This is a genomic window from Streptomyces sp. NPDC004561, from assembly GCF_053602155.1.
The window spans coordinates 1-24,023 of sequence record NZ_JBSGDB010000083.1; the positions used below are offsets into that span (position 1 = coordinate 1).

23 protein-coding genes and 3 pseudogenes are annotated in these 24,023 nt (G+C 72.5%); 11 read left to right on the forward strand and 15 right to left on the reverse strand.

Annotation, left to right across the window (positions count from 1 at the left end):
• Positions 1 to 522 precede the first annotated feature (522 nt).
• Positions 523 to 984 carry a hypothetical protein gene (locus ACWEN3_RS13975; RefSeq protein ID WP_452969780.1) on the forward strand — a complete coding sequence of 154 codons (462 nt, stop codon included), beginning with the start codon at positions 523 to 525 and terminating at the stop codon, positions 982 to 984.
• Positions 985 to 1,044: 60 nt separating this feature from the next.
• Here ACWEN3_RS13975 and ACWEN3_RS13980 read toward each other — a convergent pair whose 3' ends face one another.
• A complete protein-coding gene (locus tag ACWEN3_RS13980) occupies positions 1,045 to 1,647 on the reverse strand; it encodes a hypothetical protein (RefSeq protein WP_452969782.1) in 603 nt (200 codons plus the stop codon).
• 324 nt (positions 1,648 to 1,971) lie between these two features.
• On the opposite strand from ACWEN3_RS13980, the gene ACWEN3_RS13985 reads away from it, so the two are divergent.
• Positions 1,972 to 2,508, forward strand: coding sequence for a GNAT family N-acetyltransferase (locus ACWEN3_RS13985; protein ID WP_452969783.1), 537 nt, complete (start codon positions 1,972 to 1,974; stop codon positions 2,506 to 2,508).
• Between the two features lie 222 nt (positions 2,509 to 2,730).
• On the forward strand, positions 2,731 to 2,898 hold the full coding sequence (locus tag ACWEN3_RS13990; RefSeq protein ID WP_452969785.1) for a hypothetical protein: 168 nt from the start codon (positions 2,731 to 2,733) through the stop codon (positions 2,896 to 2,898).
• Positions 2,899 to 3,022: 124 nt separating this feature from the next.
• On the opposite strand, the gene ACWEN3_RS13995 is transcribed toward ACWEN3_RS13990, so the two are convergent.
• The 7 genes from ACWEN3_RS13995 to ACWEN3_RS14025 form a co-directional block, all read right to left on the reverse strand.
• Positions 3,023 to 4,582, reverse strand: coding sequence for a N,N-dimethylformamidase beta subunit family domain-containing protein (locus tag ACWEN3_RS13995; protein WP_452969788.1), 1,560 nt, complete (start codon positions 4,580 to 4,582; stop codon positions 3,023 to 3,025).
• A 156-nt stretch (positions 4,583 to 4,738) separates the two neighbouring features.
• On the reverse strand, positions 4,739 to 5,749 hold the full coding sequence (locus ACWEN3_RS14000; protein ID WP_452969790.1) for a hypothetical protein: 1,011 nt from the start codon (positions 5,747 to 5,749) through the stop codon (positions 4,739 to 4,741).
• Between the two features lie 62 nt (positions 5,750 to 5,811).
• On the reverse strand, positions 5,812 to 6,813 hold the full coding sequence (locus ACWEN3_RS14005) for an aminoglycoside phosphotransferase family protein (RefSeq protein WP_452969792.1): 1,002 nt from the start codon (positions 6,811 to 6,813) through the stop codon (positions 5,812 to 5,814).
• 165 nt (positions 6,814 to 6,978) lie between these two features.
• Positions 6,979 to 8,793 (reverse strand): phospholipase C, encoded by a 1,815-nt coding sequence (locus ACWEN3_RS14010; RefSeq protein WP_452969794.1) that lies wholly within the window; start codon positions 8,791 to 8,793, stop codon positions 6,979 to 6,981.
• A 203-nt stretch (positions 8,794 to 8,996) separates the two neighbouring features.
• On the reverse strand, positions 8,997 to 10,235 hold the full coding sequence (gene efeB / locus ACWEN3_RS14015) for an iron uptake transporter deferrochelatase/peroxidase subunit (RefSeq protein WP_452969797.1): 1,239 nt from the start codon (positions 10,233 to 10,235) through the stop codon (positions 8,997 to 8,999).
• The gene (locus tag ACWEN3_RS14020) at positions 10,232 to 11,440 is read right to left on the reverse strand and encodes an EfeM/EfeO family lipoprotein (protein ID WP_452969799.1); all 1,209 of its coding nucleotides are present in this window, start codon (positions 11,438 to 11,440) and stop codon (positions 10,232 to 10,234) included. Before ACWEN3_RS14020 ends, efeB begins: the two co-directional genes overlap by 4 nt.
• 175 nt (positions 11,441 to 11,615) lie before the next feature.
• Positions 11,616 to 12,389, reverse strand: a complete 774-nt coding sequence (locus tag ACWEN3_RS14025) for a polysaccharide deacetylase family protein (RefSeq protein ID WP_452969801.1) — start codon at positions 12,387 to 12,389, stop codon at positions 11,616 to 11,618.
• 221 nt (positions 12,390 to 12,610) lie between these two features.
• Here ACWEN3_RS14025 and ACWEN3_RS14030 point away from each other — a divergent pair, with 221 nt between their 5' ends.
• From ACWEN3_RS14030 to ACWEN3_RS14040, 3 genes are all read left to right on the forward strand, one after another.
• Positions 12,611 to 13,321, forward strand: coding sequence for a GPR1/FUN34/YaaH family transporter (locus ACWEN3_RS14030; RefSeq protein WP_452969803.1), 711 nt, complete (start codon positions 12,611 to 12,613; stop codon positions 13,319 to 13,321).
• Between the two features lie 75 nt (positions 13,322 to 13,396).
• A complete protein-coding gene (pip, locus tag ACWEN3_RS14035) occupies positions 13,397 to 14,362 on the forward strand; it encodes a prolyl aminopeptidase (RefSeq protein ID WP_452969805.1) in 966 nt (321 codons plus the stop codon).
• Positions 14,363 to 14,523: 161 nt separating this feature from the next.
• Entirely contained in the window at positions 14,524 to 15,147 is a 624-nt protein-coding gene (locus ACWEN3_RS14040; RefSeq protein WP_452969808.1) for a DinB family protein, read from the forward strand.
• Between the two features lie 15 nt (positions 15,148 to 15,162).
• Here ACWEN3_RS14040 and ACWEN3_RS14045 read toward each other — a convergent pair whose 3' ends face one another.
• Entirely contained in the window at positions 15,163 to 15,762 is a 600-nt protein-coding gene (locus tag ACWEN3_RS14045) for a TetR/AcrR family transcriptional regulator (protein WP_452969810.1), read from the reverse strand.
• Positions 15,763 to 15,874: 112 nt separating this feature from the next.
• Between ACWEN3_RS14045 and ACWEN3_RS14050 the strand changes: the two are divergent.
• Positions 15,875 to 16,724 (forward strand): annotated as a pseudogene (locus ACWEN3_RS14050) (alpha/beta fold hydrolase).
• Positions 16,725 to 16,734: 10 nt separating this feature from the next.
• Here ACWEN3_RS14050 and ACWEN3_RS14055 read toward each other — a convergent pair.
• The 4 genes from ACWEN3_RS14055 to ACWEN3_RS14070 all read right to left on the reverse strand — a co-directional run bounded on the left by ACWEN3_RS14055 (position 16,735) and on the right by ACWEN3_RS14070 (position 20,038).
• Positions 16,735 to 17,502, reverse strand: a complete 768-nt coding sequence (locus ACWEN3_RS14055) for a GNAT family N-acetyltransferase (RefSeq protein WP_452969811.1) — start codon at positions 17,500 to 17,502, stop codon at positions 16,735 to 16,737.
• A 368-nt stretch (positions 17,503 to 17,870) separates the two neighbouring features.
• Positions 17,871 to 18,209, reverse strand: a complete 339-nt coding sequence (locus tag ACWEN3_RS14060; protein WP_452969814.1) for a GNAT family N-acetyltransferase — start codon at positions 18,207 to 18,209, stop codon at positions 17,871 to 17,873.
• Positions 18,210 to 18,399: 190 nt separating this feature from the next.
• Positions 18,400 to 19,566 carry an FAD-dependent oxidoreductase gene (locus tag ACWEN3_RS14065; RefSeq protein WP_452969817.1) on the reverse strand — a complete coding sequence of 389 codons (1,167 nt, stop codon included), beginning with the start codon at positions 19,564 to 19,566 and terminating at the stop codon, positions 18,400 to 18,402.
• Between the two features lies 1 nt (position 19,567).
• Complete coding sequence (locus ACWEN3_RS14070) at positions 19,568 to 20,038, reverse strand: hypothetical protein (RefSeq protein WP_452969819.1); 471 nt, start codon at positions 20,036 to 20,038, stop codon at positions 19,568 to 19,570.
• A gap of 74 nt (positions 20,039 to 20,112) precedes the next feature.
• On the opposite strand from ACWEN3_RS14070, the gene ACWEN3_RS14075 reads away from it, so the two are divergent.
• On the forward strand, positions 20,113 to 20,706 hold the full coding sequence (locus ACWEN3_RS14075; RefSeq protein WP_452969822.1) for a PadR family transcriptional regulator: 594 nt from the start codon (positions 20,113 to 20,115) through the stop codon (positions 20,704 to 20,706).
• Positions 20,707 to 20,745: 39 nt separating this feature from the next.
• Here the strand turns inward: ACWEN3_RS14075 and ACWEN3_RS14080 are convergent, their stop codons facing one another.
• Entirely contained in the window at positions 20,746 to 21,306 is a 561-nt protein-coding gene (locus ACWEN3_RS14080; RefSeq protein ID WP_452969824.1) for a TetR/AcrR family transcriptional regulator, read from the reverse strand.
• 362 nt (positions 21,307 to 21,668) lie between these two features.
• Here ACWEN3_RS14080 and ACWEN3_RS14085 point away from each other — a divergent pair, with 362 nt between their 5' ends.
• Positions 21,669 to 22,541 (forward strand): SGNH/GDSL hydrolase family protein, encoded by an 873-nt coding sequence (locus ACWEN3_RS14085; RefSeq protein WP_452969826.1) that lies wholly within the window; start codon positions 21,669 to 21,671, stop codon positions 22,539 to 22,541.
• 94 nt (positions 22,542 to 22,635) lie between these two features.
• Here the strand turns inward: ACWEN3_RS14085 and ACWEN3_RS14090 are convergent, their stop codons facing one another.
• Positions 22,636 to 23,436 carry an SDR family NAD(P)-dependent oxidoreductase gene (locus tag ACWEN3_RS14090; protein WP_452969828.1) on the reverse strand — a complete coding sequence of 267 codons (801 nt, stop codon included), beginning with the start codon at positions 23,434 to 23,436 and terminating at the stop codon, positions 22,636 to 22,638.
• 87 nt (positions 23,437 to 23,523) lie between these two features.
• Between ACWEN3_RS14090 and ACWEN3_RS14095 the strand changes: the two are divergent.
• Both ACWEN3_RS14095 and ACWEN3_RS14100 read left to right on the forward strand, forming a co-directional pair.
• A pseudogene (locus ACWEN3_RS14095) lies at positions 23,524 to 23,931 on the forward strand (helix-turn-helix domain-containing protein); the annotation flags it as partial.
• A pseudogene (locus ACWEN3_RS14100) lies at positions 23,928 to 24,023 on the forward strand (sugar ABC transporter permease); the annotation flags it as partial. The pseudogenes ACWEN3_RS14095 and ACWEN3_RS14100, both read left to right, overlap by 4 nt.

Consider the following 24,023-nt stretch of genomic DNA (forward strand, 5'->3'; position numbering starts at 1 on the left):
AGACGACGGTCACGGTGGCGCCCCCGGCGGCGAGCCCGCCGAGCGGCGTCGTGGGGGTCCAGCTCTCGGCTCGGGCTGCTGGAGGATGACGAGGGGAGCCGGCGGTGAGGTCGTAGCCTGCTCGCAAACGCTGAGCGATTGCGTTGCTCGGTGGTCCGCCCGAGCGAGTAGGCGTTGGTCGGTGGGCGGCCCGCAGCGCCGTGCAGCGGATGCCCATACGGCAGGGGAGGGAACGTGCGACGTTCGGTAGCGGTGATCAGTGCCGCGGCACTGGTTCTGCTTACGGCTGCTTGTGGCCATAACAGAGCAAGTTCAGGGGGTCTGACGCGTTCTTCCGCGTCGACGGCTCTCATTCCGGGCCTGGACGGCAGCGCCGCTGCCTCGAAGGTCTTTAAAGCGCGGGAGTTGCTGCCGGCACTGCTCGGGTCCAAGGGCGGAGACCCAGGAGAACTCGTCGGGTCGGGGGCAGGTCCGCAGAAGGGTGAGCTGGGGGCGGACTGTCCCACCCGCGCCAAAAGCGTCGTGGCTGAGCTGTACCGAACGAAAGCTCCGCGCGTTGAGCAGCTCACCGAGTCGGATGACTCAGGCGATAAGCTCGTTGCGTTCGAGCAACTTGTGCCTATGTCTCGTCAGCATGCAGTTCACTACTTCGCTCTGAAGTGGGCCGTGGTGGCGGCCTGTCCGCAGACCACGGTGTCTGCGGTGGGATTCAAGCAGGTTCCCGCGCAGACCCTGCGTTTCGCTCGGACCAAGGCGCAGATGGGGGACGAGTCGTTCGTCCAGGAGACGACGACGTGGAACGGCGGAAGTGCCGCTCCATCCTCTACGCCGAACGCCGGGGAGCGGGCTTACACGATCTACATCCGCATGGGCAGCGTCATCCTCATCTACGGAGAGTGCCCGACCAAGTCAGCAGCCCTGGCGGCGGGGGCGAAGGCGGCGGCCCACGCGCGGTCCGTCCTCCTGCGAACAGCACGCGGCTGACCCCCAGCGGGCGGCTGTGGGTGCGTGCTTGAGTGCGTCGCTGTCCGCGATCGTTGATGTCTATGTCTGCAGGGTGCGCCGTGAGGCGACGCTGAGGGCGATGGCGGCGGTGAGAATCCAAATGGCCTGCACGACCGACATGACGATGGCGAAGATGAGCCCGGGGGTGCCGAAGACGGCCGCGATGCCCGCGAAGACGAAGAGTGCCGCAACGATTTTGGCGGAGTCGGCATACCGCTTGTGCAGCACGGAGGGGCGCAGGGCGTATCCGATGCCGATGAAGAGCAACGGGGCGGGCGCCAGCGGGAAGATGCGCGCGAAGACTCCGTTGCTCAGGGCGAAGGCAGTGGCGACGGTGGCCGTGTCCTTCGCATGAGCGGCGGCGGGTACCGCTTCCAGGAAGGCCGCTTCGACGAGGACCACCGCGAGCAGTATCGCGCAGGCCACGAGGGTGACGAGCCCGGCCATCTGCCGCACGGTGCCACTGCGGTTCAGGAGGGTCAGGAAGAACAGGATGCTGAGCGTCGCGCCGGTCGCTTGGAGCCACCCGCCCGCGTAGAACAGCAAGGTGTGGCTGTTCGCGTAGGTGATCAGCCGATGGGGTGAGGCGCCCGCGTAGGGCCAGCTCGCCAGCGCTGGGACGGCGAAATAGACGATCAACAAGATGGGGCCCGCGATTCCCGCCCAGGCGCCCCAGTGGAGAGCTCGTCTTCCCCCGCCGTCGGGCCAGTTGGATGTCCGGAGCGGCCCCTCCGAGGACAGGGCCGAAGTCCGCTTCGGCGCGTCCGCATCTGAGCTCATCATGTCCCCCGTCGATTGCCAGTGACAGTGGACCGGCGTGATGCCTGTGTCAAGGGGCGCGGCCGCAACCAGGGCTTCGGCGTTGTCAGGCGACTCGGACTCCTCGGGCTCTGCTGACTGCTACCTGTGTGGAGCGGGTGGGGGAACTTGGTTGATCGGCCAGTCTCCCTCGTATAGCAATGCCCTGTGATACATGGCAAAAAGATCGGGCTGCGTGCCCGTCACGAGAGCGACGTTCCAGTTCTCCACACCGAGTTGTACGACGATGTGCCCACACGGTCACGCGCCGACTCTCGCCCGTGGCGGCCGATCCCACCAGGTTCGGGAAACTCGCCCTTCGCTGTGGCCGGACCATCGGACGAGGCAGCATGCTTCTCCGTTGTCGAGCTGGAGTCGCAGGAGTTGGTCGGCGAGGCCCTGCTCTGGGGCATCGACACACACAACCGGACGGCTCACATCGGGATCGCCCTGCGACCCGCATTCCGTGGCCGCGGGCTCAGCGTCGATGTCGTGCACACTCTGTGCGAGTACGGATTCGCCGTACGCGGACTGCAACGCCTGCAGATCGAGACCCTCGCGGACAACACCCCGATGCTCGCGGCGGCAACCAGGGTCGGGTTCACACGAGAGGGAACACTGCGACGTTCTGCCTGGGTGCACGGCGCACACGCAGACGAAGCCATCCTTGGCCTCCTCGCGAACGAATGGACGCCCCAGGGCTGAACAGCAGGAGTTCGGAGTTGCGATCACGAGGTGCGGGCAAAGGGGGGCAGGGCATCGCCTCCAGGGCATGGTCGGCCCGGCGGTCGCCCCGCTCCGCGGGACCGGAATCCTGAGCTCCCCGCCCACTTCCCAGTACCGGCAGTAACATGATCATCTTTCGCTCTGGGTGTACCCGTCAGTCAACTCGACGCGTCCGAGGACGCGCCCTGCCCGGAGATGCACATGTCTTCTGCCAACGATGTCTTGGAAGCCGCCCGTATCCAGTACGAGCAGCACGTCCACGCATGCCGCCAGTGCCGTGCCGATTCCGCGCCCTGTGCCGTGGCCAAGCACCTGTGGCGTCTGTACAACATGGCCCGCCGGGACCAGCTGCGGTCGGAAGGGGACTGACGGGGACGCTTTCGCCCGCCGGGACGGGGGAACCCGGCCGGCCTTCCAGTCCCCGGGCACAGGGAGGCCCTCCACGTCTCCGCCGAGATCCTCAACGCCACCGGCGGCACACCGTTTCCCCGGGTCAGGTCCAGTACACCTCGGCCACGTTGGAGCGCGGCGGCGGGGCGTGCCGGGCCGCCGGGCCCCGCGCGAACGTGCGCAGGAGGTTCTCGGTGGTGCGGGTGACGAAGGCGCGGGTGCGGGCGTCCATGCCGTGGTCGCGGCCGAGTTCGCCCGTCCCGGCCACGAGCGCCTCCACCCAGCGCATGGTGCCGGTCGCGAAGACGCCCGCTCCGCCGGCGGCGGTGTAGTACGCCGAGTCGCTGTGACTGGGGCGGCCGCCGCACACCAGCGGGGAGTGCGCGGTGATCTCCAGCGGGCCGGGGGTCGGGGCGCCGTGGGTGACCCGGTCGTACTCGACGCCCACCAGGTGGGCGAAGGCGTCCCCGGAGCGGACGCCGGTACCGTCGTACAGCCAGTGGCCGGGCTCCCGGACGACATAGGGCGCGTCGACGGGATAGCCCTCGTAGAGCACACCGGTCAGGGACGACTCGGGGTCGGCGCCGGGCGGCTGCCGGTAGTCGGTGGTGACCAGCGCGGGGTGGGACGCGTAGCAGGGGTCCGCGCGGTAGGAGGTCTTGTAGCACACCACGGTACGGTCGTCCGCCCGCTCCCCGGACTCCAGCCGGACCCGGCGGAAGCAGGTGTTCGCGCCGAGGAACGCGACGTTCGTCCCAGCGTCCCGCGCGGCGGTGACGTGCGCCCGCTGCTCGGGCGTCCAGTACTCGTCGTGGCCCAGGCAGACGACGGCGTGCGCGCCCCGCAGCACCGAGGGATCCCGGTGGACGTCGACGCCGGTGCTGTAGGCGAGCGGGATGCCCAGGCGCTCGGCGAGCACCACCAGCGCCCGCTCGTAGACCAGGAACTTCTCGGCGCCGTCGTCGTCGTAGGGCCGGTCGAAGCTGACGGCGAGGGAACGGGTGGCGTACGCGCCGGACACGCCGGCGTAGAGGCTGCTGCCGCCCCAGCGGTTGTACGCCTGCCAGGTGGCCGGGGCGTGCAGCAGGATCGTACGGCCCGCGCCGTCGGCGGAGCGGACCACGAGCGGGACGTACCGCTGGCGGCCGGTGTCCGCCTCCAGCCGCAGCAGATAGGCGCCCTCGGGCCAGCCGGAGGTGTCCACGTGCAGGGTGACCGGCCAGTCGGCGCGCACGGTGCGGGTGGCGGGCAGCGTGTGCGGGGCGGGCTGGGCGCGGCCGGGTATGCGGCCCGACGCCCAGATCCGGCGGGCCTGCCGTCCGCCGTACCAGCCGACCCGGAACGCGGAGACCCGGAAGGACGCAGCGGTGGTCGAGACATGCAGGCCGAAACTCTCACCCGGTGTCACGCTCACCCGGTCCGCGTAGCCCGCCACCGCGTCCGGCGGGCCGTTCGGGCCGAGCCGCCAGGCGTCGGTGCCCGGCGCGTCCCGTTCCGCCTCCGGCCTGAGCCGCCCCCCGTGGGCGCCCGTGGACCGCGGGGCCGACGGCGCGGCCGTGCACCCGGCGGCGGTGCCGAGGCCGACACCGGCGCAGGCGCAGAGGAAGCGCCGGCGGCCGAGGCCGGGGCCGTCGTTCGGTGCAGTGCTGTGTGCCGGAGCCACGTCACCTCCCGGATACGTCCGCTCCAGCGTCCCGACGCTCCGGGCCCCGGCGCAACCCCGCCGCGCTCCCGGACGGAGGGCGCGCGGACAGGAGCGGCAGGGCGGCCCGGGCACCCGCGACCGGCTCGCCACCGTACGCCCGAACGGGTGACCGGGTCAGGTGCGGAAGCCGATGTGCACGTGGTCGTGGTGGGTGGCGTCGCTGAAGAACTGGCCGGGGCCGCCGCCCGACAGCAGTACGGGCCCGCCGACGTTGTACGACCCGTCGGCGGCCGCGTCCCGCATGAACCGCTCGATCAGGCCGCGCGGGGTCGCCGGATCGACGACCGGGTGGCCGTCGATCCGCCACACGTCGAAGGCCCGCCCGCGCGGATGGTCGCTCGGCCTGCCGGTGCCGAACACGTACAGCGGATGCCCGGAGCGGACGACGCTGACCTCCAGCCGGTAGCTCCGGGCCAGGGCGAGCATCGCGCCGGCCACTCCGGCGTGCACCAGCCCGCTGCGCAGATCGGCGACGGCGGCGGGCGGCAGCGTGATCCGGTGGTCGGACAGCGCGGCCCGGACGTCCGCCGGCAGCGACCGGGCGGCCGGACCCGGATGCGCGGGATGCAGGGCGTCGACCGTCCAGCCGCGCGCCCCACGGGAGAGCCGGACGTCGACGGTCGTCCCGCCCGCGTCGACCGTGCCGCCCCGCCGGGTCCACTGCCGGCACACCACCAGCACACTCGCGGACCGGGACAGGATCCCGCCGTACTGCGCGTCCAGGACCTGAAGCGCGGCCTGGTCGGCCGTCGGCAGCAGCGGTCCCGCCTGGTCGACGAGCGCCGTCGGCAGCCCGAGGGCCGCGACCCGGGTCCGGGCGGCGGCCGGTCCGCCATGGCCCTCGGGCCAGGCGCCGATCGCCTCCACCGCTCGCACGGCGCGCAGCTTCGCCGCCGGTTCGACCTCGGCGGACGTCGGCTGCCACGGCGTGGTGCGCGGCAGCGCGGCGGAGGGGGAGGCGGAGGGCATGGCGCGGCTCGGGGACGGGTGGGGCTCGTGTGACGGGTGCGCGGCGGGGGCCGGGCGCCCGGAGCAGCCCGCCCCGCCGAGCGCCGCACCGGCCAGGGCCGCCAGCACGGCGCGGCGGCCGGGCGGGGGAGCGGCGGACGCGCGGGTACGGGTCATACCGCCCAGTGTCCGCCGCGCACGCGGCCGGGGCCAGCGTGCCGAGCGCCCGGTCAAAACGCCTAGAAGGCCGGCTCGTTGAGGAGTTCGAGCAGCCACTCGGCACCCTGCTCGGCTCCGGGCTCCGCACCGGACGCGGAGGGGAACACGCGGCCCCACGAGGCGGCGCGGCCCAGGGAGCTGAGCCGCCAGGCGAGACTCGCCGCGCGCCGCAGGCCGGCCGGTGTGCGGCCGGTGCCGGTCCAGGGTTCCAGGTAGGCGTCGCGCAGCCGGGGCAGCACCTGCGGCCCGTAGCGCTCGCGGGCCCGCTCGGCGGTGACACGCAGGCTGCAGAACGGGTGCGAGACGGCGGCGTCACCCCAGTCGAAGAACGTGAACCGGCCCGGCGCCGGCCGGAACAGCTGGCCGTCGTGCAGGTCCGCGTGGTCGAGGCTGTCCTCGATGCCCGCGGCCGCGAGTTCGGCGCACCAGTCCACCAGGCGGGGCCGCAGGGCGCCGAGCCGGGCGCGTGCGTCCGGGGTGAGCGCCGTGTTCCCGGCGAGGAGCTTGTCGAAGACCACGGGCAGGTCGAGGGTCCGGGCCGAGGGGACCCCCAGCCGCTCCATCTCGCGGGCGTGCGGGACCAGGGCGCGCTGCACGCCCGCGTACTGGCGCAGCAGGTCCGCCCAGGCCCCCGGACCGACCGTCTCCCGCGCGAGCACCTGCCGGAACAGGTCGCCGCCGTCCGGGAGCAGCGACCAACCCCGCTCGGCGTCCACGGCCAGCGGCTCGAGCACATGCCCGGGCACCCAGCGGGCCAGCGCGGCGGTCAGCGGGCCCTCGAAGGCGCCGGCCGGCGGACTGGCCTTGAACCAGACCGCCTCCCGCCCCTCGACGGGCACCCGCACCAGCACGGACCAGGGCCGCAGCCGCACGTGAAGGTCGCCGGCCGCGCGCAGGCCCTGTGCGGCGAGCCGGTCCTCGACCCAGCCGAGGGCCGACGCCCGCCAGGACTCCTGCTCCCACGGCGTCACCGCGTCCTCGTACCGGCCCCGGTCCACCACCATCGAAACCTCGTGTCGCATCGCGCCATCCCAGCACCGTGGCCCGGACACCGACCACTCGATTTCCCGGCCGGTCCGCGACGGGCGACTCTCCCCGCGCGAAAACGGGGCTCCGGCCGTTCCGCACACACGTGCGCCCCCCGGAAGAATCCGGGGGGCGCACCACCTCGTCAGGGTGTCAGGCGATCAGGCCTGCTGCTTGCGGCGCAGCGTCAGGTAGGTGCCGGTGGCACCCGCGGCGAGCAGCGCGCCCACGCCGAGGCTCACCGGCAGCGCCGGGAAGCCGGAGGCGTCGGACGTGGCGGCCGCGTTCTGCATGGCCGGGCCCGGGGTGATGCTCGTGGCCACCGCGGCGACCTGCTTGATCGGGCCCACGGACTTCACCGAGCCGTCCGAGTTCAGCAGCACCTGCTTGTCGTTCGGGTGCCGGAAGTCGAACATGCCCGCCATGGAGCCGGCCGTGGCGTCGAAGGAGTGGTCGCCGATGCGGCCGGCGCGCCAGTTGTCCTCGATGAACCGGGTGATGGACGCCTGGTTCGTCAGGGTGTGGTCGACCTTGTTGACCTTGCTGAAGGGCGAGATCACGAGCAGCGGCTGGCGGGTGCCGGGGCCGCAGCGGTCCGCGTAACCACCGGCGGCCTTCGGGCCCTTCTGGCAGGCCGGGCTGTCGGTGGCCTTGCCGTTGGAGCCGAGCGAGGTGTCCGTCGAGCCGTTGCGCGGGGCGACGTAGGTGTGGTCGTACCAGCCGTCGGAGTCGTCGTAGGCGACCACGATCGCGGTGGACTTCCACTGCGGCGAGCTCTGGATCGCGTTGATCTGCTGGACCAGGAAGTGCTGTTCGTCGACCGGGTCGGAGTAGGCGGCGTGGCCGTCCTGGAACTCACCGGCCTTGACGAAGCTGACCGCCGGGAGCCTGCCCGCCTTGAGCGAGGCGGAGAAGTCGGTCAGGTCGTAGTTGTGGTTGGCCTGCCCGTTGTGGCCGATCTCGGAGACGCTCTTCGGCGGCAGGTGGTGCGGGTTGGCCGTCGACTTGTAGTACGAGAACGGGTTGTGGTGCGGGCTGTAGTCCGCCACGGCCGCGCCGCCCACGTTGGTGTGAGTCGTGTCGCACTTGGCGTACGAGCCGGCGTTGCCGGTCCACGCGGTCGAGGGGCGGAAGCCGCCCTGGAACCAGCCCCAGGTCACCTTCCTGGTGTTGAGCAGGTCACCGATGTTCTTGCCCTGCATGGCCGCCAGCGCGTTGCTGCTCGTGTGGTCCTTGCCGGAGCAGTCGTCGAAGGCCGGGTCGGGGTCGTTGATGACCGTGCCCACGCCCTTGGCGTCGGGGGACTTCACCGTGTACGCGTCGGGCGTCGACGTCTGCTTCGGGTTGTCCGTGCCGGAGGTCGGGTCCATGGACGTCACGCCGTGCGTCTGACCCGAGATCAGGTTCAGCGCGCCGGGCGTGGACGGCCCGTAGACCGAGCTGAAGGAACGGTCGCTCAGCGAGTAGTGCTGCGCGTAGTTCCACAGTGCGGTGACGGTGTTGCCGTCGTAGTAGTCCATCGACAGGCCGGGCTCGCCGAACAGGCCGCCGCTGCACTTGTCGACCTCGGTGTTCTGCACGAACTGGTCGGCCTTGCCGCCGTTGTAGGCGTACTGCTCGGCGCCGTAGGAGTGGTTCTGGTCGCAGGTCATCGCCTGGGACGGGGACAGCCGCTTCGGCGCGTACTGGTTCGGGTTGTGCTTCAGCAGCCCGGCGTGCGCGAGGGTGTCGATGTCCTTCGGGGTGTTCTTCGAGGCGGTGAACTTCGTGCCGTCGGTGTTGGCGGCCTTCGGGTACGTGCCGAAGTAGTGGTCGAAGGAGATGTTCTCGTCGAAGAGCACGACGACATGCTTGATCGGCGTTGCGGTCGAGGAGTGCCCGCCCTGCGCCCCGGTGGACGCGGCCGCCCAGCCCGGCGCGTTGCTGCCGAGCACGGTGAGCGCGGCGGCCCCCGCCAGTGCGCCCAGGCTCCGCATCGCGGCTCGTCTTCCTCTGCTTGCCATGGTGGTTTACCCCTCCGGACAGAACGTCTGTGCGTCGTACGATCACGGATGCTGCGCCCCCTGCGGGGCGCGACGGCGGAGCCATCATGGCGTGCGGGTGAACACCGAGTCAGGGAACCTGGGGCAAAACTTGACGATGTATTGACCCAACTGGCCGCAGACTTGTCCGGACAGGTTCAGTCGAACAGGGCGCGCCCGTACCAGTCCGAGGCGTCCCGCACCCCGGGCAGCGCGAAGAAGTAACCGCCGCCGAACGGGCTGATGTAGTCGGTCAGCGGCTCGCCCGCCAGCCGGTGCTGCACGGTCTCGAACTGCCGCACCACGTCCTGCTGGTAGCAGGTGAACAGCAGGCCCATGTCGAGGTTGCCGTTGGCGTCCATGCCTCGGTCGTAGTTGTAGGCGCGGCGCAGCAGACGCTGGTCCGCGGTGCCGGGGGTGCGCGGGTTGGCGAGCCGCATATGGGCGTCCAGCGGAATGACGTCGCCCTTGGGGTCGTCGGCGTACTTCGGCGTGTCGTGCTCGTGGTCGCCGTCCAGCGGCGCCCCGGACTCCTTCGCCCGCCCGAACATCCGCTCCTGCTCGCTGAGCGAGACCCGGTCCCAGAACTCCACGAGCATGCGGATCAGCCGCACGACCTGGTAGCTGCCGCCGACCGCCCAGTCCGGCTCGCCCATGTCCTTGCCCACCCACACCAGTTGCCGCATCTCGCGGGCGCTGGTGGTGTCCGGGTTGGCGGTGCCGTCCTTGAACCCGAGGAGGTTGCGCGGGGTGCCGGAGGGCCGGGGCGGGCTGCTGAAGCCGTCCAGCCGCCAGCGGACCTGCGTCCCGCCCCGGGTGTGCCGGGCGATGTCGCGCAGCGCGTGCAGCGCGGTGTCCGTGTCGTCGGCGTGCAGTTGGAGGCTGAGGTCGCCGTGGCACCAGTCCGGCTGGAGGTCGTCGTCGGGGAAGGCGGGCATGGCGGTCAGCCGCCGCGGCTTCAGCGCGGCGAGGCCGAACCGGTCGTCGAACAGCGAGGCGCCGGCGCCGACCGTGACGGCCAACTGCCCGGACGGCAGCCGGCCGCCGAGTATGCCCGAGTCGGCGGGCGGGCCGGTGATGCCCACCGGGGACGGCGTGCCGCCGGAGGTGAGGAGGCGGGCCCGCTCGGTGAGGGTGCGCAGCAGGTCGGTGAGTTCGGCGCGGTTCTCGGAGGTGACGTCGAGCGAGGCGAACACACAGGTCCGGCGCGGAGCGGCTGTCGCCGAGGCCTGGTGCTCCCCGTGGAACGGAGCGACGGACGCGGTCGTGGGCGTGGCCGCCGGGGCCTCGGGGGCGGCGGCGCCGGTGGCGAGACCGGCGCCCGCGAGGGCGGCGCCGCGCAGGAAGCGGCGCCTGCCCAGGCCCTCGGATCGTTCGGGTCGTTCGGCGGTGCTCACACGGTCCTCCGGGGGTCGCACAGGGTCGCTACCGACGCCAGCCGCTCCACCAGGTCGCCGAGGACCGCGTCGGTGTGCTCCCGCTGGGCGCGGGTCAGATGGTCGAGCGGGGTCCAGCCGGCGCCGTGCCGGAAACCGTCCAGGGTGTGCTGAGCACGGTCCAACTCGCTGTCCAGGCCCGCCAGATCGGCGTACCGGGTGGTGAGCAGGGGGTGCAGCCGGGACAGGACCTCGCGGGTGCCGTCGAGGTTGGCGCGGGTGGTGGCGAGGTTGCTGCCGCTGCCGTAGTCGGTACGGCCGGTCAGCTCGAACTGCACGGTGTTCTCCAGGATCTCGTGCGCGCGCAGACCCAGCTGGGCGGGGTCCATCCGGGTCTGCGACCAGTTGTCCCGCAGCCCGGTCACGGCCTTGACCAGGGCTGCCGCCGGGGCGCGCAGGCCGTCGGCCGACTCGCCGTGCCACAGCCCGTACTCGATCCGGTGGAACCCGGCGAAGCCCTTGTCGTGCACCCCGCCGGGCAGTCCGGCGTCGGTGCCGTTGATCGCCTTGTCCGCGTCCCCGAACGCGTCGTACGCGGCCCCCAGCCGCTCGTACGCGAGGTGTGCCGGCAGCCAGGCCGACCGGGCGGCGCCGAGATCACCGCGGTCGACCGCGTCCCGGAGGCTCGCCGTCAGCCGGACGACGTCGGACAGCCCGTCGCCCACCCACTTCTGGTAGGCGAGCGCGGGCGGGATGAGGTCGTGCTCGGAGACGGGCGCGGCGCCCGGACCGCGCTGTCCGCTCGTCACCCGGACGCTGGGCCCGGTGACGGCGTCGGCGTCGTCGGGCACGCACTTGAAGGCGTACGTGCCCTTGCCCACCCGGACCGTCAACTGCCGTGTGGTGCCGGGGCTGATGCCCTCCACCTCGCCGTACACCGCCTGGCTGGCCGGATCCTCCAGGTACACCTCGGCGGCGCCGTCGGAGGAGTTGTGCAGGTCGAAGGTCTGCACTCCGGGCTCGGGCCGGGTCCAGCCCCGGCCGCAGTGGCTCTCCGACACCTCGACGACGATGTGCCGGGTGCCGTCGGCGGAGGTCCGGCCGTGCCGCAGTCCGCCGAGGGAGAGGGCCAGCACGGTGCCCGCGAGGGCGACGGCGAGGACGAGGAACACGGCTGGGGCCGTCCGGAGACGAACCGGCCGCGTGCCGAGGCGGGGCAACGGCATGCTGAGCCTTTCCGGGACGACGTACGCAGCTGTCCGGGCGGCGATGCGATCGCCGGCGGGACGGCCTCATGGTAGACACCCCGGCGGAACCGAACAGTCGTCCAGGCCGTTCGGTGACCAAGAATTCCCTCGGGGTTCACCGGCCGGCGACATAGCCCGCGGCGGCCCGGCCCGTTCAGCGCACCGGGAAACCGAACGCGTAGCCCTGCTGCTTCAGCCAGGGCAGCAGTTCGCGCAGCGCCGCCACGGTCTGGGCGCGGTCGCCGCCCGCGTCGTGGAAGAGGATGGTGGGGCCGTTGGACAGTTCCCCCTTGACGGTGGCGATGATGGCGCCGGTGCCCGGCCGCTCGAAGTCCTTGGAGTCGACGTTCCAGCCCAGCGGCCGCATCCCGTGAGAGGCCGCGAGATGCCGGCTGTACGGGGTGAACGCGCCGCCCGGCGCCCGGTAGTAAATCGGCCGCACGCCCCCGGAAGCCTTGGTTATCTGCTGTTCGGCGCCCAGGATCTGCTGCGACTGGTAGGCCTCGGACTTGCGGTCCATCGTGGTGTCGTGCGAGACGGTGTGGTCGCACAGCCGGTGTCCCGCCGCCACCACCTGCCTGACCATGTCGGGGTGCGCCTCGGCCTGGGTGCCGACCATGCAGAACGTCGCCTTCACCCCGTTGTCGCGCAGCACCTGGAGCACCTGCGGCGTCCAGGTCGGGTCGGGCCCGTCGTCGATGGTGATGTTGACGGCGTGCGTGCCCCGGTCGGAGGCATGGACGATGCTGTCGGACACCGTCACCGTCCGCGGCACGACGGGACGGGCCGCGGCACCCGGCGCGGCCGGGGCGCCTCCCGACTGCCCGGCCTGCGCGGACCACACCGAGGCCGCGGCGGCCACCGCCGTGACCCCGACCGCCGCCCCGATCACCGTGCCGTACCATCCCCGCCCGCCATGCCGCGCCATGTCCGCCCCGTTTCTCGCCGTGTCCAGGTCCTCGTGCATCTGCCAGGACGGACTGGAAGGATCACGGGCTCCCTCTGTTACCGATCACGGACAATTCCGCGGCGCTCCCGGGACACTACCGAAACCCGCCGCGCGAGAGCGGGACGGCACGCACCGGCGCCGGCGGGGTACCCCGGGACCTACACGTACGGCTCGAGGCCCGAAGGGACGGGGTGATCCGGATGCCGCCACCAGCAGCGGGAACGTACGACGCGACGAGCGGGCCGCCCCGGCCGGAGGCCCTGACGAGGATCATGCTCAGACCGCTGGCCAGCAGCCTGCCGCTGGGCTTCTTCGCCTTCGGCACCGGCAGCGTCCTGCTGTCCGCCGAGCAGTTGCACTGGGTGCCCCTGCTCCAGACGAGGCCGCTGATGCTGCTGGTGCTGGTGTTCGTGGTGCCACTGGAACTGCTCGCCGGAACGTTCGCTTTTCTGGCCCGTGACGGCGGCGCCGCCTGCGGGCTGTCCGTCCTCGGCAGCGCCTGGGCGGGCACCGCGCTGGTCACCCTGACCGGGGCGCCGGGACAGCGCAGCCCCGCCATGGCGGTGTTCCTGCTGAGCGTCGCCCCGCTGATGCTGGTCCTGTGCGTCGCCGCCCTGCAGGGCAAACCGCTGTTCGGGGTGCTGCTGCTGATCGGCGCGTGCCGCTTCGTCCTGACCGGCGTGTACGAGTCCGGGGGCGGGGCGGTCCTGGAAACCGCGGCCGGCTGGATCGGGGTGGCCCTGGCCCTGTTCGCCCTGTACGGCGGACTCGCCCTGCTGCTGGAGGACTCCGCCCAGCGGACCGTCCTTCCGCTGGGCCGGCGGGGCAGGGCCCGTACGTCCCTGCAGGGCGACCTCGGCCACCAGCTCGAACGGGCGGAACGGGAGGCCGGGGTGCGCCGGCAGCTGTGAGCGGACACCGGCCGGCGCCGGGGAGCACGGAGGAACGGCAGGCCGGCGTGCGGGGGGAGTCGCTACGGTGTCCGGATGCCTCTTTACCCGGAGATCGAACCGTACGAGTACGGCATGCTCGACGTGGGCGACGGCAACCACGTCTACTGGGAGACCTGCGGCAATCCCGACGGCAGACCCGCCGTCGTGCTGCACGGGGGACCGGGTTCCGGGTGCGGCCCGTACATGCGGCGCCTGTTCGACCCGGCCGCCTACCGGATCGTCCTCCTCGATCAGCGCGGCAGCGGCCGCTCCACACCGCACGCGAGCCACTACGACACCGACATGAGCGTCAACACCACCGCCCACCTGCTGGCCGACCTGGAACTGCTGCGCCGGCACCTGGGGATCGAGCGGTGGCTGGTGTGGGGCGTGTCCTGGGGGTCGGTGCTCGGGCTGCGCCATGCGCAGACCTGCCCGGGAGTGGTCTCCGAACTGGTGCTGTCGGGAGTCGCCACGGGCTCCGACGCCGAGGTCGAGCTGCTGACCAGGGGAGTCGGCCGGATCTTCCCGGAGGCCTTCGAACGGTTCCTGTCCGTGCTGCCGGCCGACGACCGCGACGGCAACCTCGCCGCGGCCTTCAACCGGCTGCTCGAATCACCCGATCCCGAGGTGCGCGAGCGGGCGGCACGCGCCTGGACCGACTGGGAGACGGCCGTGATCCCCGCACCGCCACGCTCCGTCCCCCGCTACGAGGACCCCGTCTTCCGCAGGGGCTTCGCCCGTACGGTCACCCACTACTGGGGCAACGACCACTTCCTCGGCGAGGGCAACGACCAGGGCGTGATCCTGCGCGACGCGCACCTGCTCAAGGACATCCCCGGCACCCTCGTCCAGGGCGGCCTCGACCTCGGCAACCTCCTCGGCACCGTCTGGCGCCTCCAGCACGCCTGGCCGGCCGCCGAGTTGCTCGTCGTGGACAACACCGGCCACAACGCCACGGCCCCAGGCATGGCGGACACCCTGGTCGCCGCGACGGACCGCTACGCCACGCGCCCCTAGTCGGCGAAGGAGTCCTCCAGCGAGGGGACGCGCGACGCGGAGCCCATGGGGCTGGAACGGCCGCGGGGAAACCGGGGCGCGGGTGGGAGCGGGGTTGCGGCAGGGTGGCCGGTCGGCAGAAGCGCGGCCCCGGTCGGGGCCCGGCCGTTCAGGAGGTTTCGATGACGAGCGTGCCGCCCCGTCTGCTTCCGCTGCTGGACCAGTTCGACTTCGCGCGCGAGCGCCTGGTGGGGCGGTTGAGCGGGCCCGTCATGGACAGTGGCGACGGCGCGCGGACCGAGGTGGCGGCGATGACCGACGACGAGTACCTCTGGGAGCCCGTGACCGGATGCTGGTCGGTCAGGCGGCGCTCGGACGGGCCGGGCCCCCGGGCGACCCTCCTGGCCGGTGCCGGTTCCTGGGGCCGCGACGCCGCCGCCTACCCGCATCCCTGGCCGCCACCGGTCACCACCCTCGCCTGGCGGCCGAGCCATCTCACCGAGATGCTGACCCTCCGCGCGGACCACACCGCCGGCAGCCGCTCGGCGACCCGGGAGACCCATCCGGTCCAGGGGGACGCGGCCGGGGCGGTCGCCGCGTTCGAGGCAGGCGCGGCGGCCTGGCGTACGGCCCTGCTGAGCGTGGACGACACCGCACTGGACACGGTCGGGTACTGCACCTACCCGCACGGCGGCGACGCGGAGGAGCCGTTCCTGGACATCGTCTGGTGGGTCAACCAGGAACTGCTGCACCACGGAGCCGAGATCGCCCTGCTCCGCGACCTCTACCGGGCGACCCGGTCCTGACCGATCGCGAGCCCCTCACTCCCCGCGCAGCGCCGCCCGTACGACCGCCGCGGCGGCCCTGCCCGCCGCCAGGACCGGTGCCGTGCTGCGCGCGGCCCGGCCGAGCATGAAGGCGCCCTCCAGCAGGGCGACGACGGACCCGGCCGTCTCCCGGGCGGCGGACTCGGGGACGCCGCCCTGCGCGTAGTACGCGGCCAGCTCGTCGATCCAGCTCTCGAACACCTCGGACGTGGCCTGTCGCAGCGCCTCGTTGGTGCCGGCGACCTCCATCGCGACCGTGGCGATGGGGCAGGGGTCGGCGAAGTCCAGCTCGGCGAGGGTGCCGGCCGCGGCGGTGAAGGCGTCCTCCGTGGCCGCCACGCGATCCTCGTACGGCGTCATGAGCGTGGTGATGAGCCCCAGGTAGACGGCGCCCGAGGTGCGGATCACCTCCTCGCCCAACTGCGCCTTGCCACCGGGGAAGAAGTGGTAGATCGACCCGAAGGGGGCCCCGGCGGCCTCGGCGATCTGCTTCATCCCGGTACCGGTGTAGCCCGTGCGCCGGAACAGCTCGATGCCGGCGCTCACGATGCGCTGCCGGGTCTCGTGGGTGCTGGTCGTCCTGCCGTCGCTCACGGGTGAACCTCCGGGAAGCCGCTGTTGCCGTCGCGCGGGCGGCCCCTATTCTGTCACTAGAACGCTCTATCAAGTGACAGGCGAGGCAACCGACCGGGTCGGAGGCACGGGCATGCCGGAGATCGAGCTGAGCGCGGGAACCATCGACTACGAGGACACCGGAGGCGACGGCCCCGTCGTCGGTCCTGGTCCACGGCCTGGGCTTCGACGAGTCGGTCTGGGCCGAGGTCATCACGGCACTGCGCCCGGACTTCCGCGTCCTGGCCCCGGTGCTCCCGAGCGGCAGCCACCGGCGGCCGATGGGACCGGACGCGGACCTGTCCGCGCACGGCGTCGCCCGGCTCCTGGCCGAGTTCATGGACCGGCTCGACCTGCGTGACGTCACCCTCGTCCAGAACGACACCGGGACGGCCCAACTCCTCGTCGGCGTACGGGACGAGCGCATCGCCCGGCTCGTCCTGACCTCCTGCGAGGCCCTGGACAACTACCCGCCGGGCGTCCAGGGCCGCATCCTGTGCGCGGCGAGCAGGGTCCCCGGTGGACTCTTCCTCCTCGTCCAGTCCTTCCGCCTGCCCTTCCTGGCCCGGATGGAGACCTCGCTCGGCGGAATGACGAGGCGGCGACTGCCGAACGAGCTGATCGCCCGCTGGTACGCCCCCCTGCTGACCAGCCGTCACATCCGGCGCGACCTCGCCAAGTTCCTGCGCACCACGCGCAGGGACACCTACCTGAGGGCGGCCGCGAACCTCCCGTCGTTCACCCGACCGGCACTGGTCGCCTGGGGCGCCGACGACCGCATGATGCCGCCGGCCACCGGCCGCCGCCTCGCCGAACTCCTGCCCGACTCCCGCTACGTGGAGATCCCCGGCGCCCGCACCCTGGTGCAGCTGGACAACCCGGCCTTCCTCACCGAGGAGATCCGCCGCTTCGTCAAGGACCACCCGCTGCCGGCGGGGGGCTGAGCCGGCCGGGTCACCCTTCGAGCGTCAGATAGAGGCGCGTGCCGCCGGGCCGGAAGCCGACGCGTTCGTACACACGGCGGGAGCCCTCGCCCGAGTACTCCAGCCAGACGGACCGGGCGCCGCGGGCGAACATGGTCCCGGCCGGCGCGGTGGTGACCGCGGCCGCGATCCCGCGCCCCCGGTACGCGGGAAGGGTGCCCACGCCCGCCAGTTCCGCGGTGCCCTCGGCGGGCGCCGAACAGAGGGCGCCCCCGGCGCATCCGCCGCCCGGCGCGCGGACGAAGCGGACCGCCCCGCCGCCCTCCTCGGTGCGCCGCAACCGGGCCGCGCCCTCCGGGGAGGGCGGCCACTCATGGCCGAACGCCTCGGACAGGGCGACGTCGATCGCGGTGAACTCCGCGTCCGTGCGCGGCGCCTCCACACGGACCGGGGCCCCCGGCACCGGCGTGGAGTCCGGGGCGCCGAGCGTGGCGGGTGTGCAGACCAGGTACTCGTGCACCGCCTCCGTGCCGAAACCGGCGCGGCGGAGCGCGGGTTCGACGTCGGGGGCGGCGTCCGGAGCGAACTCCAGCCGGGGCCTGAGCCCGCGCTCGCGGAACGCGGCGACCAGCTCGGTGACGTCCCGGTCGGTGGGTGCGGCGCCGGGCAGGGGCGTGGCGTAGTTGACGTACGGGCTGGTCGTCGAGGGATCGAACCCCACGATGAAACCGCCGACTTCACGTGCCGCCGGGCGGCGCATCAGGTGGGCGACGGCAAAACTCTGGACATCGGTGCGCACGGTGGAAAGACCTCACGGTGAAGGCGGCCACGGGCCCTTGAGGACCTGGCGTGGCCGGGCATACGGGAAACGACCTCGGTGAGCGAGATGGGCGGTGTGCTGGACACCGTGTCGTCGGGCCGCCGTGAGAAGAGGCGAGGGCACCTGAGCGCGCTGCCGGTGGGCAGAGGGCTCAGTGTCCGCGGCGGCCGCTGCGGGACGCCGGAACCATGGACTTCAGTCCCTCGTGAGATGAGAAACGACGGGTGTGAGGAAATGCTGTCGAGCTGGATGGATCTTGCCACCGCCGGAGGTCACCGGCAACCCCCGGCCGGGGAGCGGCGGTTGACGCCGGGCCTGTACCTGCCGGTGTCCGGGCCCGGCCGGGCTCAGCCCAGCTGCGTGTCGAGCCAGGCGAGGACCTCGGGCGTCACCGGGTCGGTGATGTCGGCGAACTCCTCGTGCTTCTTCAGGAACTTCGCGACGTACGGGCACACCGGAACGATCCGTTTGCCGAGGGCGCGTACGTCCGTGAGCGCGTGCTCGACCAGCTGCCCGGCCAGGCCCTGCCCGGCGTAGGCGTCGTCGACCTCGGTGTGGAAGAAGACCCGCTGCTCGCCCCGGTCACGGTAGGCGGTGAGGCCGGCGCGTTCGCCGCCGACCCGGATCTCGTAGCGATGCCGTGCGTCGACGCGCTCCACGGTGGGCGCGGGGGAGGACTGGTTCATGGTCGTCCTTTCGGCGGGGAGGATCACCGGCGCGGCGGGTGCGGACGGCGCCCTGGTGGGCGCGGCCGATGAAGTCCCGCCGTATACCGAACCCTATCCCCGTTCCCGCAGGTCACTGATGTGGCGGCGGGGTCGCCCGCCGGGCCGGCCGGTGGCGGGCTACGCCGTCCCGGCGGCCGTCGGCCCGGCCTCAGGCGGTGACGGGGGCGTCCCAGGGGATGCGGTGGTCGTACTGCCAGGCCATCTTCTCGGGTGTGGCGAGGCGGGCGAACAGAGGGAGGAGGGCGTCTCGCAGGATCCGGCCCACCGGGCCGGCCGCCTTTCCGCTGTTGGTGCGGGCGGCCTGGGCGATGACCCGTTCGACGCGCGTGCGGCGGGCGCGTTCGTAGGCGGGGAACGCCTGGGCGTGGGGCAGGTCCCTGAGCGCGCGGGCGAGTTCCACGGCGCTCTCCGCGGCGAGTGAGACACCCTGGCCCGAACTGGGGGAGGTGGCGTGGGCGGAGTCGCCGACCAGCACCATCCGGCCCCGGTGCCAGTGCGGCACGTGCGGCAGGTCTTCCATGGGTCCGGCGCTGACCAGGTCCTCGGGCCGGGTGCGCCGCAGCAGCTCCAGGGCCGGGACGGCGTCGTCCGCGAAGGCGCCGCCCAGCCGGCGCAGCCACTCGTCGTTCGTGGTCTTACTCACTTGCTGCCATGTCAGGTACGGGTGGGGGAGGTTGGCGAACCAGACGCCGGTGCCGTCGTCGAAGGACTGGTATCCGAAGAAGGCCCGACGGCCGAACGCCATGTACATCCGGTCGCCGGTGGGCGGCAGCCCGGCGCCCTCGACGCGGGCGCCGAAGCCGAGCAGCCCGGAGTAGCGGGGCTGGGGTGCGTCGGGGTCGATCAGCCGGCGCACGCGGGAGCGCAGGCCGTCGGCGCCGATCAGGACGTCGGCCTCCTCGCTGGTGGTGCCGTCGGCGAAGACGGCGCGGACGCCGGTGCCGCTCTCCCGGACGTCGACCAGTTCGTGGCCGTGGTGGATCCGCACGCCCTGCTGCCGGGCCAGGTCGTAGAGCCGCCGGTACAGGTCGGCGCGCCAGGTGAACTGCATGGGCTGGCGGATCTCGGTGATGGTCCGGCCGTTGTGGTTCTGCAGCACGATGGCGTTCATCGGCGCGCCGACCCGGTCGAGTCCGACCAGGTCGAGGGCGGCCCTGCCGTTGGGGGCGACGCCCAGCGCTCCGCCGATGCCGTCGGCGGTTTTGGTGTGGGACTCGTGCACGGTGGCCTCGATCCCGGCCCGGCGCAGCGCGAGGGCTGCCACCGGGCCGGCGATGCCGCCGCCCACCACGATCGCGGTGCGGGTGCGGGTCATGTCAGCTGTTCCTCTTCCGGGCGGGGTCGTCGACGACGGGGAGGCCGCCGTCGCGGTGGGCGCGGCGCAGGTCGTCCAGGTAGGCGCGAGAGCACATGGCGGTCAGCTGGGCGCTGCCGCCGCGGCGGATCCGGATCTCGCCGTCGTCGACCGAACCGACCAGGTTCAGCCGGGCCGAACCGGCGCCGGGCTGTGCGTCCTTCACCCGGCCGCGGCGGCGGAAGGCGAGGTCCCAGCCGTCCACGGCGACGTCGTCGGGCAGCAGCAGGGTGACCGCGCCGGAGGCGAGTTCGAGGTGGACGGTGACCGGCTCGTCCCAGCGGATCCGTGGGGAGCGCAGGTCCAGCACGACGGTGGAGCGGCGCGCCCGCACCTCGTACTCGGTGGCCTCGGTCCAGTGGCCCAGGTGCTTCACGGTGGTGTGGTCCGCGTGGATGCGCTCGGCGGACACGAGCGGAGTCGTTGTCGTCATGGATTGATAGTTGCACTGAAACTAGTCCTGGGTCAACTAGTTCTCTTGAGGATCGTCTCCGCTAGGCTTTGGGCATGCGCAGCTCCCCTCTCGGCCTCACCGTCCTCTCGCTCCTGCACATGCAGCCGCTGCACCCGTACGGCATCCAGCGGCTGATCAAGCAGTGGGGGAAGGACCAGGTCGTCAACGTCAGCCAGCGGGCGAGCCTGTACCGGACCATCGACCGGCTGCTGGACGCGGGACTCATCGCGGTCCGCGAGACCAGCCGGGATCAGCAGTACCCGGAGCGCACGGTGTACGAGGTGACCGAGGCGGGCCGCGCGGTGACGCGCGAGTGGCTGCACGAGATGCTGGCCGCGCCGCGCGCGGAGTACCCGGAGTTCCCCGCGGCGCTCTCCTTCACGATGATGCTGCTGCCGCACGAGGCGGAGGCCGGCCTGTCCAGCCGCGCCGCACGGGTACGGGCCCAGCTGGCCGAGCTGGAGGCGGCGGCCGAGGGGGCCCGGCAGCTGGCACTGCCGCGGGTCACGATGCTGGAGGACGAGTACCGGCGTGCCGTGCTGACCGCGGAGCTGAACTGGCTCGACGCGGTCACGTCCGACCTCCGCTCGGGCGCGCTCGCCTGGGACTTCGAAACGCTCGCGGCTCTGGCCAAGGCGAGTTCGTGACGCAGGCGGGGCGGGGCGGCGGCGTTCTCCCGCCGTCGGCTACCCGGACGCGCGCGGAGTCAGGACTTCCTGGAAGAGCGCCCCGTAACGGGCGATGAGGGCTTCGCGGTCCGTCTCCAGCAGGCTCTCGTCCCTCGCCACCCACAGCGCGTACAGCAGCCCTCCGGCCAGCGCCGCCGCCAGCCGTGCGCGCAGGTCGGCGTCCGGGCCGGACAGGCGCTTGCGCAGGGGATCGACGAACACCCGCTCGTGGGTCTCCCGCAAGCGGCCCAGGATCCGCGGCTCCGTGCTGCCGTGCACCAGCGCCAGGAAGATGCCGCGGGCGGCACCGTCGAGGTCGAGGAGAAGCGTGGCGAGCCGTTCGCCGAGCCGCTCCAACGGGACGTCGAGCAGCGGCTCGTCGTCGATGGTCAGGTGCATCGTCTCCAGGAACAGCAGCTCTTTGCTCTTGAAGTGACGGATCACCAGCGCCGGGTCGGTCCCTGCGTCCGCCGCGATCCGGCGGACGGTGGTCCTCGCGAAGCCGTGGTCCCGGAAGAGCCGGGTGGCGGCGGTGCGGATGGCCTCGCGCGTCGTGGCGGCGGGTCCGGTCTGCGGCATGCGGCCAGCATAGGCGGGTGACCGGACCGCAGAGTGACGACAACGCCCTTATGGGACAGGGGTGTTGGTGGCGCTGATTTAGTGAGCGTTTCAAGAAGTTCGGTCAACAATGTTGACTCGTCGTTCCGGCGACCGCACATTACCTATCGGTAGAACCCCGCGGTAATCCCGCGCCCCGCACCTCGCGGCCGTCGTGGTGCGTGCCCCCACGACCACGCCCGGCGGCCGGCCCTTCCCCCTGCTCCGAGCCGCCGCGTTCCCGCGTACCAGCACACGCCCGGGCACCGCCATGCCTTCCTGCCGGGTGCCCCGTCCCGAGAAAGCCCGACAAAGCCCTGGAAAGACTGAGAAAGAGGGTGCACATGTCCATCGACGCCCTGCGCCGCGCCGTCGCGGCGACGTCCGCCCTCGCCGGCACGCTGGCCCTCGGCCTCACCGCCGCACCCGCCCACGCCACGGCGCCCCTGAACTACGCGGCCCTGGGCGACAGTTACAGCGCCGCGTCGGGCGTCCTGCCCGTGGACGTCGGCAACCTCATCTGTCTGCGCTCCACCGCCGACTACCCCCACGTGATCGCCGCCCGCACCGGAGCCCGGCTGACGGACGTCACCTGCGGCGCCGCCCAGACCAAGGACTTCACCGAGGCCCAGTACCCGGGCGTGGCACCCCAGGCGGACGCCGTCACCGCGAACACCGACCTGGTGACGCTGACGATCGGCGGCAACGACAACGGCACCTTCATCAACGCCATCACGTTCTGCGGTACCGCGGGCATCCTCAGCGGAGGCAAGGGCAGCCCCTGCAAGGACACTTACGGCAGCTCCTTCGACGACGCGATCGACGCCAAGACCTACCCCGCGCTCAGGACCGCGCTGCGGGCCGTGCGGGCCAAGGCGCCCAACGCCCGGGTGGCGGTGCTCGGTTACCCCTGGATCACGCCCGCCACGGCCGACCCGTCCTGCTTCGCCAGAATGCCGATCGCCTCCGGCGACGTGCCGTACCTGCACGCGTTGCAGGCCCACCTCGACGCCGTCGTCCAGCGCGCCGCCGAGGAGACCGGGGCCACGTACGTGGACTTCTCGCAGGCTTCCGCGGGCCACGACGCCTGCCAGGCCGTCGGCACCCGGTGGATCGAGCCGCTCCTGTTCGGGCAGAACATCGTCCCGGTCCACCCCAACGCGCTCGGCGAGCGGCGCATGGCGGAGCGCACCATGAGCGTGCTCGGCCTCGGCTGACCGGATCCCGGCCCGCCCCTCGGCGGCCGCCGCCGGCCGCCGCCGAACCGGGGGAGCGGCTCAGTGCCGTACGGCGCGCCCACGGGCCGCAGGCTCAGGCCCGTGCGCCGCCGTCGACCCGCAGCACCGTGCCGGTCACGAAGGAGGACCGGTCGCTCAGGAGCCATGCGGCGGCCTGCGCGATCTCCTCCGGATCGGCCGCGCGCCGCAGCGGGCTGGAGGCCGTGATCCGCTGCCGCAGACCGGGCGACGCCGCCTCCCAGGTGCGGGTCATCTCCGTCAGTGTGAAGCCCGGAGCGATCGCGTTGACCCGGATGCCCTCCGGGCCGTACGTCACGGCGGCCGACTCGGTGAGGCTGTTGACCGCCCGCTTCACCGCGCCGTACACGGGCAGTTCGGGGTTGCCCCGGAGGCTGCCGACGGAGGAGTTGTTGACGATGGCGCCCGCCCCGGCGGTGGCCCGGATGGCGGCGACCTCGGCGACCATGGCCAGCCAGACACCCTTGAGGTTCACCGTGCAGAGCCGGTCGAAGTCCGCCTCCGGCAACTGGTCCATGGGGCCGGGCGGCTGGATCGTCGCACCGTTGTTGAAGGCGATGTCGAGCCGGCCGTACAGCTCGACGGTACGGTCCACGGCGGCGCGCACGCTCGCCGCGTCGGCCAGATCGCACACGACGTGGTGCGCGGTGCCGCCCGCCGCCCGGATCTCCTCGGTCACCGCCTTCAGCTCGGCCTCCGTGCGGGCCGCGAGCAGCACCCGGGCTCCCTCCCGGGCGAACAGGCGCGCCGCGCCCGCGCCGATACCGCGCCCGGCACCGCTGACGAAGGCGACCTTCCCGGCCAGCATGCCGAGCGCCGGGGAAGCGGGGGTGGCAGTGGTCTGTGTGTTGTCCATGGCGGCGAGCCTCCGCCTGAGCACCCGGCCGATCCAGGCACCGGAAGTACCTGGATCGGCCGCTCGGCACCCGCGCACACTGGGGGAATGGACAGAGGAGAACTGGCGGCTTTCCTGCGCAGCAGGCGCGAGCGGATCAGCCCCGCCGACGTGGGACTGCCCGCAGGGCCGCGCCGCCGCACGCCGGGGCTGCGTCGCGAGGAGGTGGCGACGCTGGCGTTCATCTCCACGGAGTACTACACCCGCCTGGAGCAGGCCCGCGGCCCGCGCCCGTCCCGCGAGGTGCTCGGTGGGCTGGCCAGGGCGCTCAGGCTGTCGGACGCCGAACGCGACCACCTCCACCGCCTGGCCGGCGCCCCGCCGAGCCCCCCGCCCGGACCCTCGCGCGAGGTGCGGCAGAGCATCCTCGACCTCGTGCACCGGCTGCCGCAGGCCGCGGCCTTCGTGACGTCGGCCACGCTGGAGGTGCTCGCCTGGAACGAGCTGGCGGCCAGTTCCGCGGCCGCGGCATCGTCCGCACCATGCTGATCACACCGTTCCTCGTCGTGCCCGTGGCCTCCGCGCTGCTCTGGAAGCACGCGCTGTAC

Coding starts and splice junctions, on each gene's coding strand:
- ACWEN3_RS14000 (WP_452969790.1), bottom strand. CDS start 5,749: ATGACCCGTACCCGCGCGTCCGCCGCTCCCCCGCCCGGCCGCCGCGCC.
- ACWEN3_RS14005 (WP_452969792.1), bottom strand. CDS start 6,813: ATGCGACACGAGGTTTCGATGGTGGTGGACCGGGGCCGGTACGAGGAC.
- ACWEN3_RS13990 (WP_452969785.1), top strand. CDS start 2,731: ATGTCTTCTGCCAACGATGTCTTGGAAGCCGCCCGTATCCAGTACGAG.
- ACWEN3_RS14025 (WP_452969801.1), bottom strand. CDS start 12,389: ATGGCGCGGCATGGCGGGCGGGGATGGTACGGCACGGTGATCGGGGCG.
- ACWEN3_RS14075 (WP_452969822.1), top strand. CDS start 20,113: ATGCGCAGCTCCCCTCTCGGCCTCACCGTCCTCTCGCTCCTGCACATG.
- ACWEN3_RS14090 (WP_452969828.1), bottom strand. CDS start 23,436: ATGGACAACACACAGACCACTGCCACCCCCGCTTCCCCGGCGCTCGGC.
- ACWEN3_RS14085 (WP_452969826.1), top strand. CDS start 21,669: ATGTCCATCGACGCCCTGCGCCGCGCCGTCGCGGCGACGTCCGCCCTC.
- ACWEN3_RS14020 (WP_452969799.1), bottom strand. CDS start 11,440: ATGCCGTTGCCCCGCCTCGGCACGCGGCCGGTTCGTCTCCGGACGGCC.
- ACWEN3_RS14065 (WP_452969817.1), bottom strand. CDS start 19,566: ATGACCCGCACCCGCACCGCGATCGTGGTGGGCGGCGGCATCGCCGGC.
- ACWEN3_RS14030 (WP_452969803.1), top strand. CDS start 12,611: ATGCCGCCACCAGCAGCGGGAACGTACGACGCGACGAGCGGGCCGCCC.
- ACWEN3_RS14060 (WP_452969814.1), bottom strand. CDS start 18,209: ATGAACCAGTCCTCCCCCGCGCCCACCGTGGAGCGCGTCGACGCACGG.
- ACWEN3_RS14040 (WP_452969808.1), top strand. CDS start 14,524: ATGACGAGCGTGCCGCCCCGTCTGCTTCCGCTGCTGGACCAGTTCGAC.
- ACWEN3_RS14070 (WP_452969819.1), bottom strand. CDS start 20,038: ATGACGACAACGACTCCGCTCGTGTCCGCCGAGCGCATCCACGCGGAC.
- ACWEN3_RS14080 (WP_452969824.1), bottom strand. CDS start 21,306: ATGCCGCAGACCGGACCCGCCGCCACGACGCGCGAGGCCATCCGCACC.
- pip (WP_452969805.1), top strand. CDS start 13,397: ATGCCTCTTTACCCGGAGATCGAACCGTACGAGTACGGCATGCTCGAC.
- ACWEN3_RS14010 (WP_452969794.1), bottom strand. CDS start 8,793: ATGCGGAGCCTGGGCGCACTGGCGGGGGCCGCCGCGCTCACCGTGCTC.